At 62.2% G+C, this 12,449-nt stretch carries 12 protein-coding genes; 7 read left to right on the top strand and 5 right to left on the bottom strand.

Features of this window, described 5'->3' with window-relative positions:
- Positions 1–3: 3 nt before the first annotated feature.
- Positions 4–507 (bottom strand): MarR family winged helix-turn-helix transcriptional regulator, encoded by a 504-nt coding sequence (locus tag ABIB99_RS18890; RefSeq protein ID WP_028149405.1) that lies wholly within the window; start codon positions 505–507, stop codon positions 4–6.
- 290 nt (positions 508–797) lie between these two features.
- On the opposite strand from ABIB99_RS18890, the gene ABIB99_RS18885 reads away from it, so the two are divergent.
- The 3 genes from ABIB99_RS18885 to ABIB99_RS18875 are packed head-to-tail and all read left to right on the top strand — an operon-like array spanning position 798 to position 4,761.
- Positions 798–3,116 carry a bifunctional salicylyl-CoA 5-hydroxylase/oxidoreductase gene (locus ABIB99_RS18885; RefSeq protein WP_354177028.1) on the top strand — a complete coding sequence of 773 codons (2,319 nt, stop codon included), beginning with the start codon at positions 798–800 and terminating at the stop codon, positions 3,114–3,116.
- Positions 3,117–3,132: 16 nt separating this feature from the next.
- Positions 3,133–4,311: an acyl-CoA dehydrogenase family protein gene (locus tag ABIB99_RS18880; RefSeq protein ID WP_354177026.1), complete on the top strand. Its 1,179-nt coding sequence runs from the start codon at positions 3,133–3,135 to the stop codon at positions 4,309–4,311.
- 18 nt (positions 4,312–4,329) lie between these two features.
- Positions 4,330–4,761 carry a RidA family protein gene (locus tag ABIB99_RS18875; RefSeq protein ID WP_354177024.1) on the top strand — a complete coding sequence of 144 codons (432 nt, stop codon included), beginning with the start codon at positions 4,330–4,332 and terminating at the stop codon, positions 4,759–4,761.
- A gap of 38 nt (positions 4,762–4,799) precedes the next feature.
- Here the strand turns inward: ABIB99_RS18875 and ABIB99_RS18870 are convergent, their stop codons facing one another.
- A complete protein-coding gene (locus tag ABIB99_RS18870) occupies positions 4,800–5,609 on the bottom strand; it encodes an MBL fold metallo-hydrolase (protein ID WP_354177111.1) in 810 nt (269 codons plus the stop codon).
- 51 nt (positions 5,610–5,660) lie between these two features.
- Entirely contained in the window at positions 5,661–6,029 is a 369-nt protein-coding gene (locus ABIB99_RS18865) for a nuclear transport factor 2 family protein (RefSeq protein WP_063984205.1), read from the bottom strand.
- A 181-nt stretch (positions 6,030–6,210) separates the two neighbouring features.
- Between ABIB99_RS18865 and ABIB99_RS18860 the strand changes: the two genes are divergently transcribed.
- Entirely contained in the window at positions 6,211–7,092 is an 882-nt protein-coding gene (locus ABIB99_RS18860) for a LysR substrate-binding domain-containing protein (RefSeq protein ID WP_063984204.1), read from the top strand.
- Positions 7,093–7,270: 178 nt separating this feature from the next.
- Here the strand turns inward: ABIB99_RS18860 and ABIB99_RS18855 are convergent, their stop codons facing one another.
- On the bottom strand, positions 7,271–8,176 hold the full coding sequence (locus tag ABIB99_RS18855) for a LysR substrate-binding domain-containing protein (RefSeq protein ID WP_063984203.1): 906 nt from the start codon (positions 8,174–8,176) through the stop codon (positions 7,271–7,273).
- Positions 8,177–8,401: 225 nt separating this feature from the next.
- Here ABIB99_RS18855 and ABIB99_RS18850 point away from each other — a divergent pair, with 225 nt between their 5' ends.
- From ABIB99_RS18850 to ABIB99_RS18840, 3 genes are all read left to right on the top strand, one after another.
- A complete protein-coding gene (locus ABIB99_RS18850) occupies positions 8,402–9,733 on the top strand; it encodes a C4-dicarboxylate transporter DctA (RefSeq protein ID WP_063984202.1) in 1,332 nt (443 codons plus the stop codon).
- 27 nt (positions 9,734–9,760) lie between these two features.
- Entirely contained in the window at positions 9,761–10,270 is a 510-nt protein-coding gene (locus ABIB99_RS18845; RefSeq protein ID WP_063986501.1) for an ureidoglycolate lyase, read from the top strand.
- Positions 10,271–10,332: 62 nt separating this feature from the next.
- Positions 10,333–11,169, top strand: coding sequence for a bifunctional allantoicase/(S)-ureidoglycine aminohydrolase (locus tag ABIB99_RS18840; protein ID WP_063986500.1), 837 nt, complete (start codon positions 10,333–10,335; stop codon positions 11,167–11,169).
- 75 nt (positions 11,170–11,244) lie between these two features.
- On the opposite strand, the gene ABIB99_RS18835 is transcribed toward ABIB99_RS18840, so the two are convergent.
- Positions 11,245–12,285: a Bug family tripartite tricarboxylate transporter substrate binding protein gene (locus ABIB99_RS18835; protein WP_354177021.1), complete on the bottom strand. Its 1,041-nt coding sequence runs from the start codon at positions 12,283–12,285 to the stop codon at positions 11,245–11,247.
- Between the last annotated feature and the right edge of the window lie 164 nt (positions 12,286–12,449).

The raw sequence follows: 12,449 nt of genomic DNA, 5'->3' as shown, positions 1-12,449 counted from the left end.
CGCTCAGGGTTTTTGCAGGGCGTCCCTGACGGCACCCTTGAGGTCGTCGAGCTCGCCGATCAATCCGTCGAACCGGTCCGCCGGGAAATCCGCCAGCAGCTCGGCAAGCCACGCGCCGTGGCTCTTGGCCATCCGTCTGAAGGTCTTGCGGCCTTCGACCGTCATGCAGACAATCTGCACGCGGCGGTCGAGGTTCGAGGGCGTGCGCGTGATGTATCCGTCCTCGACCAGGCGGTCCACGATCGGCGTGAGGTTCCCGGCCGAGACCATCAGGCGCTTGGGCAATTCTCCCAGCACAAGCCCGCTCGGTTCGCGGTCGAGCTGGGCCAGAACATCGAAGCGGGGCATCGTGAAATCGAACTCTTCGCGAAACCGGCGCCGCAACTCGCCTTCGATCAGGGTCGTGCAGGCGAGCAGCCGGAGCCAGACCCGCGTTTGAGCCCTGTACTCGGCGTCCTGATCCGCCCCATTCTTTGAAACAGGCGTGGACTCCTTCGCGAGTGCCAATCGAATCTCCCGGGCTTGGTGGCCTGACGAAAGCCGGCGCAGCTGTCGTGGTCATTGGCAAGATAGTTCGTGCCAAAAGTAAATTCAAGGCTGCGCCCGAGCGGCTCGGAATCGGCGCTGCCGTGTGTCCAATTTACACTGAATCTCCAGATCGACGCCGCGGAGACCAGCCCGTGGGCCGGGTCTTTGCAGAACCGCCTTGACAAGACGCGCGCCGAGGAAATATTTTATGCTTAAAATAATTTGGGTGAAAGCTCGGCACACGGCGCGACGCGCGAAAGCGAGGGATCATGCGCATAGTCTGTATCGGCGGCGGCCCGGCCGGTCTCTATCTGGGCCTGCTGATGAAGCGCCGGCACCCGGAGCACGTCATCACGGTTGTCGAGCGCAACAAGCCCTACGATACGTTCGGCTGGGGCGTCGTGTTCTCGGATGCCATGATGTCCGCGATGCGCCTTGCCGACCCCGAGAGCGCGGCCGAGATCGAGGACGCCTTCAATCACTGGGACGACATCGAGCTCGTCTTCAAGGGGACGCGCCAGCGCACGACGGGCCATGGCTTCATCGGTATCGGGCGCAAGCATCTGCTCAATATTCTTCAGCGGCGCTGTGAAGCGCTGGGTGTCGAGCTCGTCTTCGAGCGCGAGGTCGAATCCGATCTCGAATACCCAGACGCCGACCTGATCGTCGCCTGTGACGGCGTCAATTCCAGGATCCGCGCTCGCTATGCCGAGCAGTTCCAGCCCGACATGGTGATCCGGCCCAACCGCTTCATCTGGCTCGGCACCAAGAAGGCGTTCGACGCCTTTACATTTGATTTTCAGAAGACCGAGCACGGCTGGTTCCAGGCGCACATCTACAAGTTTGATGCGGAGACCTCGACCTTCATCGTCGAGACCACTGAAGAAGCCTACAACGCCCACGGGCTTGGCGAGCTCGATCAGCAGGCCTCGATCGAGTTCTGCGAAAAAATCTTCGCCGAGACTCTCGACGGCGCGAAGCTCCTGACCAACGCGCGCCATCTGCGCGGCTCGGCCTGGCTCAATTTCAGCCGCCTGATCTGCGGCAAATGGAGCGTGTTCAACGGCAAGTCTCATGTCGTGCTGATGGGGGACGCCGCGCACACCGCGCATTTCGCCATCGGATCGGGCACCAAGCTCGCGCTCGACGACGCCATCGAGCTCGCCAACCAGTTTGATCGCCATGGCCACGGTCGCGCCGGCATCGAAACCGTGCTCGACGCGTACGAGGAGGTGCGCCGCGTCGACGTGGCGCGCATCCAGAACGCTGCGCGCAACGCCATGGAATGGTTCGAGGTGGTCGGCCACCGCTATGCCGATACGCTCGAGCCGCCGCAATTCTTCTATTCGATGCTGACGCGCTCGCAGCGCATCAGCCACGAAAACCTTCGCCTGCGTGATCGTACCTGGCTGGAAGGTTTTGAGCGCTGGTTCGCCGCGCGGTCGGGCATTGCGGTCAAGGATGGCGAGCGGGTGCCGCCGCCGATGCTGACACCGCACCGTGTGCGGGGACTGACGCTTGCGAACCGGATCATGGTCTCGCCGATGGCGATGTATTCGGCGCAGGACGGGCTCATCGACGACTTCCACGTCGCTCATCTCGGCGCGCGCGCCATGGGCGGCGCCGCGCTGGTCTTCGCCGAGATGACATGCGTCTCCCCGGATGCGCGGATCACGCCGGGCTGCCTTGGGCTCTGGAACGATGCGCAAGCGGCGCAGTGGCGCCGCCTGGTCGAGCTCGTCCATGGCGTCGGGCATGCCAAGGTGGGGATTCAGCTCGGCCATGCCGGGCGCAAGGGTGCGACCAGGGTGCCATGGGAAGGGATCGATCAACCCCTTGAATCCGGAGAGTGGCCGCTGATCTCCGCGTCGGCCTTGCCGTATCTGCCGCACAGCCAGATGCCGCGGGCGATGGACCGCGGCGACATGGACCGCGTGCGCGACGATTTTGTCGCGGCAACACGTCGTGCCGCTGCCGCCGGCGTCGAGTGGCTCGAGCTCCATTGCGCGCACGGTTATCTGCTGTCGAGCTTCCTCTCGCCATTGACCAACCGGCGTACGGACGAATACGGCGGCAGCCATGAAAACCGCGCGCGCTTTCCGCTGGAGGTGTTCGAGGCGATGCGCGCGGTGTGGCCGTCCGACCGGCCGATGTCGGTGCGCCTGTCCTGCCATGACTGGACCGACGGCGGCAACATGCCGGCCGATGCAGCGGTCTTCGCCGCCATGTTCAAGGAGGCCGGGGCGGACCTGATCGATTGTTCGTCGGGGCAGGTCTGGAAGGACGAGCGGCCGATCTATGGACGCCTGTTCCAGACGCCGTTCGCCGACCTGATCCGCAACGAGGTCGGCATTGAGACCATCGCAGTCGGTGCGATCTCGGAGGCCGATCACGCCAATTCGATTCTCGCGGCTGGCCGCGCCGATCTCTGCGCCATCGCGCGGCCGCATCTTGCCGACCCGGCCTGGACGCTGCACGAAGCCGCGCGCATCGGCATCACCAAGGTCGAGTGGCCGAAGCAGTATCTGTCCGCCAAGGGACAATACGAAGCCAATCTGGCGCGCGCCGCGGCTACGGCCGGGCAATGAGCGGAGGAGGGATCAGATGAACTCCACGGCGAAAGTGATCCGGCGCGAATGGCTCGACTGGCCGTTCTTCGAGCCGCGTCATCATGCGGTCGGCGAGGCGCTCGACCGCTTCGTGCAGTCGGGAGCACTCGACACAATCGATCACAATGATGTCGATGGCGCCTGCCGCAAGCTCATGCGCGCGATGGGCGAGGCGGGGGTGCTCGATTGCGCCGTCGCGGCGCCCGACGGCGATGCGACGACGATCGATTCCCGCTCGATCTGCCTGTCGCGGGAGTCACTGGCCTATGCCGATGGTCTCGCCGATTTCGCCTTCGCCATGCAGGGGCTCGGCTCCGGCGCGATCGCGCTCGGCGGCTCGGCGGACCTGCGCAAGGCCGTGCTGCCGAAAGTTCGCGCCGGCGAATGGCTGGCGGCCTTCGCGCTGTCCGAGAAGGAGGCGGGATCGGACGTCGCGGCGATGTCCTGCACGGCGCGGGCCGACGGCAATGACTACGTTATCGATGGCGAAAAGACCTGGATCTCCAACGGCGGTATTGCCGATGTCTACACGCTGTTTGCGCGAACGGGCGAGGCCCCAGGCGCCCGCGGCATCTCGGCCTTCGTCGTCTTCCCGGATGATCCCGGCTTCGGCATCGCCGACCGCATCGACGTCATCGCGCCGCATCCGCTGGCGACGCTGCGCTTCACCAATTGCCGGATTCCGGCGAGCCGTCGCCTCGGCGCGCCGGGCGGCGGGTTCAAGCTCGCGATGCAGACCCTCGATATCTTCCGGGCGTCTGTCGCAGCCGCAGCCCTCGGCTTTGCCCGTCGTGCACTGGACGAAGCGCTGTCGCACGCGCGCAGCCGGCACATGTTCGGTGCGACGCTGGGGGATCTCCAGCTGACCCAGGCCGCGCTCGGCGACATGGCGACGGAGACTGACGCCGCCGCGCTCCTGACCTACCGCGCGGCCTGGCGCCGCGACGTCCAGAAGCTTCCGACGACGCGCGAAGCTGCCATGGCGAAGCTGACGGCAACCGAGACCGCGCAGCGCGTCATCGACCGCGCCGTGCAGATGTTCGGCGGCCGCGGCGTGCGCAAGGGTGAGATCGTCGAAAGCCTCTACCGCGAAATCCGCGCGCTGCGCATCTACGAGGGCGCGACCGAGGTCCAGAAGCTGATTGTCGCGCGCGATCTCCTGAAGCCGCGCTGAGAGGATTGATAACTCCGCATGAGTACGATGAAAAAGCCAGAGGCCCCCGCGACGAGCGGTCTGCAAGTGCTTCAGCCCGGCGGCTGGCCGCAGCCGAAGGGATATGCCAACGGCATCATGGCCGAAGGACGTCTCGTTGTGACGGGTGGTGTCGTCGGCTGGGATATCGCAGGTCGGTTCGCCGACGGGTTCGTCGCGCAGGTTCGGCAGACGCTCGAAAACATCGTTGCGATCCTGGCGGAAGGCGGCGCCCGGCCGGACCATCTCGTGCGCCTGACCTGGTATGTCGTCGACATGGATGAATACACCACGAATCTGAAGGCGCTCGGCAAGGCCTATCGCGAGGTGGTCGGCACCCATTACCCCAGTATGGCGCTCGTGCAGGTGGTGCGCCTCGTCGAGCCATCCGCGCGCGTCGAGATCGAAGCGACTGCCGTCGTCCCGCGCTGATGAGGGTGCTGCCGCCCGTCGTGCGGGCTCATGGGCCGCTACGCGACCGGAATGAACGCATATCCGTTCGCGTCTTCGACCACTCTGCCGATGCCTGGTCGACCTAAATGAGCGCCGGCCAGCCACGTCTGCGCATTTGCTGCGTCCCGGAGCAACCTGATCCGGGTAGCCCTCGCCACGGCTTCGTCATCGTCATAGGCCCAGGTAAGCTCGGGACGGGCAAACTGTGCGGCGGGAACGTGGATAAGGTCGCCGCAGAATAAGAGATCGTCTTCGTCAGTGTTGAGGAGATAACCCATATGGCCCCGAGCGTGCCCAGGTATATCCACCGCCAGTAAATGATCGGCCAGCCGATCTCCTCCGTTAATGGGGGCAAGGAGCGAACGAAACTGCTCCAGCACGGGCTCGGCAAGAAACTCCTCGATGGCGTCTGCCCCTATCACGATCTTCCTCAGGCCATTAAATGCTCGTCGACCGTCAGGCATCAGGAGACCATTGATGTGGTCGCCATGAGCATGAGTGAGGGCGATCATCGTGATCGATGACGTGTCGATGCCTGCCTCCGCCATCGCCTCCGCGAGGTGACCCATGGACGGGTCCCAACTCGCGCCCGCTCCACAATCGATCAAGACGCGATCCATGCCAGAGCGATCGAATAGGAAGCAGTTGACCGATAATCGAACCAGCGAAGCGTCCCGCTGAGGCGGTTCGGTCTGCCTGCCTACTTTGTCGTTTGGATACTTGAGGGATTCGGCGGGCAGGTCGACATATCCATCAGAGAGTGACCAAATCCTCCATGATCCCGAAGCGCAGCCCAAGGTGTTGGCGCTTTGTGACAGAGCTTTCACGGACAACCTGACAAGCGTTTGATTCACTTTCTCAAAACGGTACCGAAACCGTCAGAGTTTCGAAGTCATCACTTTCTGAGCGATCTTCCAGGTTCCGTCGACCTTCAAGCACGACAGCATGTCGGTGAAGTAGCGCGGCGGAATTTGCAATTTCAGCTTCAGAAGCGCGAGCTCTCCTTCAACGTCAATCGAGAGGATCTGATCCTGGCGCTCCAGGCCCTGTTGCTTCGGAGCTTTCAAATTACGGACAGCTGCCAGCCACGTCGCAATTGGCGTCACGCTCACGTTGCCATCGTCGCCGACCTTGGTCACGGAACTCGAGGGATGAAATATAGACGCGAATTTGTCAGCATCCATTTCATAGGCACTGTCGAAATAGGTCTGCGCCAGGGAGCGCAAGGCACGAGCATCGGTATCCATAGGCCTGTTATCCATCAGCTTGGGAATGGGAAGAAGCTGCGCGTGGCTGGAAAGCGTGGTCTCCGGCCGAAACCTGCAGAAGGTTGCCTCAAGTCTTCCTTGCTGACCGAACCTAGGACAAAGTAGCTTATGAGGATAGGCGTGCTGGACAACTTGAGCTTATGAGGAATATTCATAAACCATGAGAAACGAACTGAACGAACTCGCTACGTTTGCAATCGTCGCCAGAGAACGGAGCTTTACGCGGGCTGCGGCAAAGATCGGTGTGTCTCAGTCTGCCCTGAGCCACACAATCCGGGGACTTGAGCAACGGCTCGAGCTGCAGCTTCTTGCTCGAACGACCAAAAGCGTCGCACCAACCGCCGCAGGCGCAGCTCTCCTGAAGGAATTGTCTCCGGCACTTGAGCAGATTGCTCGTGCCATCAACGAGGCCCGAAACGTTCGGCACCGGCCGGCAGGCCGCCTTCGGATTGTCATGTCCCGGTCGGCTGCCGTGATGGTATTGTTGCCGCGGCTCACGGCATTCGCGGAAGCTTACCCCGACATCGTTCTTGACGTTGTTACCGTCACTGGCCCCGTCGACCTCGTTGCGGGTGAGTTCGACGCCGGTATTCAACTTGGCGAGTACATTCAGAAAGACATGATCGCGGTGCGGGTCACCCAGGAGTTGAGATTGGCGGTGGTCGGATCGCCCGGCTATTTTTCATCACGAAGCATTCCCCGGAAACCCAAGGATCTAAATGACCATCGATGCATAAGCCTGCGTCTTCCGGGCGGTCCATACAGGTGGGAATTCGAGAAGGGACGGAAGGCGGTCACGGTCGGCGTGAATGGCCCGCTCATCATCGATGATACCCACCTGGTGATTCAGGCGGCACTCGCTGGCGCCGGCCTGGGGCTCGCATTTGAAGAGCAGGTCGCAGAGCATGTTGCGAAACGTCGCCTTATCCGTGTGCTGGAAGATTGGACGCCGCCAATTCCCGGCTTCTTCATGTATTACCCCAGTCGTCAGCATCAGCCGGCTGCGCTGTCTGCATTGACGAACGTGCTGCGAGCCTCTTAACCACAATTCGACGCGACGAACTGTATGGTGGCACCGTCGCTGAAATCGAATCCGAACGCCATCAGGGCCCGCGTGGGTCGCGATGCAGCAGTCGACAATCCGTCGAGCGTTCAACGCCGGGATGTCCGGAAGCCACCCAGACCCGACCGCCGATGGCGACGACGACCGTCGTGCTCTTTCAGGAGGCTTGCCTCGGGCTTTTGCGGTGGCTTAGGTACCGAACGGCCAATTTGATGAAATTGCGCACGACCATCGACGTCTCATCCTCTCGGAACACCAAAAACACATCGGCCGAGGGTGGTGAGGGTCTGATGGGCCGGAATACAATGTCGGCTGTCGTGAAGCGCGCAATGGACTGCGGCACCAGTGCCACGCCGAAGCCCGCCACGATCAGGCTCGGAATCGACTGGGCGTCGACGACCTGCTGGGATACCCGCGGCAAAAAGCCGGCATCGACACAGCATTTCTGGATGTAGCGTGCGAACTCCGAGCTATTGGGGTCGAGGACGATGTGATCCTCCGATGCTAGTTCGCTAAGCGCAACGCGCTTGCGCCCGGCCAACGGGTGCGCGTGCGGCAGTGCGAGGACCACCTCTTCCCGCCAAGCAAGCTTGCTGGTCAGGCCGTGTTCGGTCGGAACGCTGCGAATAAGACAAATGTTGGTCGTGCGGTTGAGGAGTGCTGCGATCTGCAATGCAGGCGCCTGCTCATGCACCGTGGTTTTCACCGATGGAGCAACCTTTCGGTAGGCGGCAAGCAGTTCCGCCAGCCGACCGCGCAAGATGGAGCCGGTCGCACCAACGTCAAGCGTGCCGATAAGGCCGGCGCCGATCGACTGAACTTCGTCTTCCGCGAGCTTGATCTGCTGGAGAATGGCGCGACCTCTGCCCAGCAGGGCTTCACCGGCCTTAGTCAGTTCGACCCTTCGGCTGGTCCTGTGGAGAAGCTGCGTCTTGAGCTCGGCCTCCAGCGTCTGGATGTGCTGGCTCAGCGGTGGTTGGGAAAGGTTCAGTCGCCGAGCGGCGAGGGTGAAGCTGCGCTCTTCGGCGACGGCGATGAAATATCGGAGCTGGCGGAGATCCATTTGGAAAACCTATCAATCGTGTCGTTCTATATATTGGACTTGAGATCCGCGATGGTCAACGAATGCCCGACGGAGCCCTCTGCGAGCCGGGCGCGGTCCGCGATCACGGGCAAGCGCGCTCCATCGTGCGTACGACGACACGTCACCATCAAACAACAAGATAGGCGGAGGCCTGAAGGCCCACCAAGCCGCGTCAGTCGAAGACCAGCCAAGCGAGGAAAAGCCGTGCCCAAGATCTTCAAGTCACTCTTCTTCCAGGTCGTCATTGCGCTCATGCTGGGCATCGCCCTCGGCATGGCTAATCCCGACCTCGCCCTTCAGATGAAGCCGCTCGGCGACGGCTTCATCAAGCTGATCAAGATGCTGGTGCCTGTGATCGTGTTCTGCGTCGTCGTGCACGGTATCGCCGCGGCGGGAGACCTGTCGAAGGTTGGAAGGGTCGGCATCCGCTCTCTCCTGTATTTCGAGATCGTCACCACCGTCGCACTGGTGTTCGGCATTGGGCTTGCCTACTATTTCGAGCCGGGCGCAGGAATGAACATCGACCCGAAGACGCTCGACGCCAAGGCCCTTAGCGGGTTCAGCCAAACCGCGGCTCAGGTCGCGGGAGGCGGCGTCTCCGAATTCCTGATGAAGCTCATCCCCTCGACGATTGTGGGGGCCTTCAGCTCCGGCGACGTCCTGCAGGTGCTGATCGTCTCGATCATGTTCGGCTGCGCCGTGTCCTTGTGCGGCGAGCGAGCGAAGCCGGTCGTCGAGTTCATCGAGCGCGTGAACGAGATCATCTTCAAGATGATGAATTTCGTCGTCCGGCTCGCGCCGATCGGCGTCTTCGGTGCCATCGCCTTCACGGTCGGGAAGTACGGTGTTGGTTCGCTCAAGCAACTCGGCGGGCTCGTCGGCCTGTTCTATCTGGCCGTGGTCCTGTTTGTGATCGTGGTGCTCGGCGCGATCATGCGACTGTCCGGCTTCAGCCTGTTCAAGTTGCTCGCCTACTTGCGCGAAGAGTTGATGATCGTTCTCGGCACCGCCGCAGGTGACAGCGTTCTGCCGCAAACCATGCGAAAGCTCGAGCAGCTCGGCATCAAGCGGTCGACGGTTGGTCTCGTTATACCGACCGGATACTCGTTCAATCTGGACGCGTTCTCCATCTACTTGACGCTGGCCGCAGTCTTCATCGCACAGGCGACCAACACGCCGCTTGCGACAGGCGATCTCCTCGCCATCCTTGGCATCGCGTTGCTCACCTCGAAGGGCGCGCACGGCGTTCCGGGCTCGGCCATCGTCGTGCTCGCCGCGACGCTTGCCGCTATCCCGGCCATTCCGGCGATTGGCCTTGTGCTCATCCTGTCGGTCGACTGGTTCATCGGCATTGCCCGCGCCCTCGGCAATTATGTCGGAAACTGCGTTGCCACCGTCGTCGTCGCGTCCTGGGAAGGCGACATCGACAGGGCAAAGGCGCATCGTATCCTGAACGGCGAGATTGATCCCTCAAGTGAGGGGCTGGTCGATGCCGTCGGCGGAGATGAGCCCGTCCCGAGTGCACAGACGGCGTGAAACGCGAGTGTTGGTTGGAATATGGCGATGCTGACGCTTTCGATTGAGCGTCTAACGAGGAAGGCATTTGCGCCGTTTGGCGAGGTCGTCGATACGGATGGGTTGACGCCCCTGCCGATCAACGAAGGCTTTGCCCGGCGCTTCAACGATCTCGCCACGATCGACGTCACCGCGGAAGGCGGACAGATCAACATCAGTTGGTTTGTCGCCTCCACCCGGCCTGCGCCGATCGCGATCCGGCTGATGGAGCGCCATCCGCTTGGAAGTCAATTGTTCATGCCCTTGAACCGCAAGGACTGGCTGATCGTCGTCTGCACGGATCCGCATATCGCCTCGACCTATCGGGCCTTCGCTGCAACGGGATACCAGGGCGTAAACTATGCCCGCAACTGCTGGCACCATCCGCTGCTTGTTCTGGAAGACTCCAGTCCGTTCTTCGTCGTCGACCGGAAGGGCGGGGGCGACAATCTTGAGGAATATTGGCTGGAAGAGATGGTGCAGCTCGATTTTGCGCCGGACAGCATTCTCGGGAAATGACGTGCGGCAAGCAGAGCCGCGCAATGACATACCACACGGGAAACCTATCGGAGGCCACGACCATGCGATCGCAAACCTATCACGTGCCGCAGGGCGGCCATCCGGCCCAGACGGAGCTCTTGAGCGGCCGGGCGGTCTTCACGAACGCATATGCGGTCATACCCGGCGGTGTGCAGCGCGATATCGTCGTCAGCCATCTGCCGCATTGGGATAACACGCGTGTCTGGGTGCTGGCGCGACCGCTCTCCGGATTCGCCGAGACATTTTCCCATTATCTTATGGAGGTGGCACCGGGTGGGGGAAGTGAGCTGCCGGAGCCGGACAAGGATGCCGAAGGCGCGCTGTTCGTCGCGGGTGGCAAATTGAGCCTCGAGGTGGCGGACAAGGAGCGGGAGCTGCGACCCGGGGGCTTTGCCTATCTTCCACCCGGCCGCGGCTGGAGCATTCGCAATCGCAGCTCGAGCCCCGCTCATTTTCATTGGATCCGCAAGCTATATCAGGGCGTACCGGGGCTTGCTCACCCCGACGTCATCGTGACCAACGAGGACTCGGTCGCACCGACGCTAATGCCAGATACGGATGGGAGATGGAGGACCACACGCTTCATCGATCCGGCCGATATCCGATATGACATGCACATCAATATTGTCACGTTCGAGCCGGGCGCATCTATTCCCTTCACAGAGACCCATGTCATGGAGCACGGTCTTTACGTTTTGGAGGGCAAGGCCGTCTACCGGCTCAACCAGGACTGGGTCGAGGTCGAGGCAGGAGATTTTATGTGGCTGCGGGCGTTCTGTCCGCAGGCGTGCTACGCCGGGGGCCCAGGTCGGTTCCGTTATCTCCTCTATAAGGATGTCAACCGGCACATGGATCTGCGGCCCTTCACGGCAGCGTAAGTTGGAGGCGCTTTTTGGCGAGCTATCGCGGACGGATCATCCGGACGATGCTGATAATTGCACAAAAGCTCGGGGTTACATCGGCTCGATGCCGATCTTCTTGATGACCGCAGCCCATTTCGTCGTTTCCGATGTCATGAAATCCTTCAGGCCTTGTGGGTCCATCACCATGGGCTCGGCGCCTTGCTCGACGAAGAGGGCGCGCACCTTCGGATCGTTCACGGCTTCCGCCATCGCCGCATAGAGCCTGTTGAGCACGGCCTTGCCTGTGCTCGCGGGCGCGAGCAGAGCAAGCCAAGCGGCGCTCTCGTAATTCTTGAGGCCCGCCTCCGCCGCGGTCGGCACATCCGGCAGCGCGGTCATGCGCTTGTCGCTGGCCACCGCGAGCGGGCGTGCATCGCCGCTCTTGATCAGGCTGATGACGTTCGGCAAGAGCTGGAAGCCAAGCGGGACCTGGCCCGCGATGAAGTCCGGCGTGTAGGCGGCGATATTGCGATAGGGAACGTGCGTGATCTCGGTGCCCGTGAGCTGCTCGAAATAGGCGGCCGCCAGATGCTGCGACGAGCCGACGCCGACCGTTCCGTAGTTCAGCTCCCGCGGATGCGCCTTGGCATAGTCGATCAGCTCGTTCAGTGATTTCGGTGGCAGCCTCGAATTGATCACGATGACATTCGGCAGCGTCGCGAACAGGCCGATGGGGACGAGATCCTTCTGCGGATCGTAGGGCAGCTCCTTGTACAGCGATTTGTTCGCGGCCAGCGGACCGGAGGTGCTCATAAGCAGCGTGTAGCCGTCGGGTGCTGCATGCGCCGCAGCAGCGGTGCCGATATTGCCGCCGGCGCCGGGACGATTGTCAACCACGAAGGCCTGCCCTAGCGACATGGACATGCGGTTGAGCAGGATGCGGGTGATGACGTCGCTGGCGCTGCCGCCGGCGAAGGGCACAAGCACCTGGACCGGGCGGGTCGGATAGTCTTGCGCGTTTGCATGCCGCATTCCCGTTGCTGCGAGCAGGGCGCCACCACCGAGCGTGAGCAGCGACCTCCGGTCAGGACGAAATCCCTCGCTCTCCTGGTGAGCGCCATCTGTGATCTTGCTGCGACCGAACCGTGCCATCTCGGACTGAATCTCCCGACTGTGTCTTGTTCTGCGAGCCCAGGGAGCGTCCGGGACGGGAGTCGTCGGGGATGAGCGCCAGGTCGCGTTTTTCTGCGCCTGGACCGTAGTTAGCAGGCCGCTACGACCGTCATGCCTGCACGTCTCAAAACTTACCAACCCGT

It is taken from the genome of Bradyrhizobium sp. LA6.1, assembly GCF_040547805.1.
Lineage (GTDB): Bacteria > Pseudomonadota > Alphaproteobacteria > Rhizobiales > Xanthobacteraceae > Bradyrhizobium > Bradyrhizobium barranii.
This window is presented reverse-complemented; position numbering and strand designations above follow the sequence as displayed.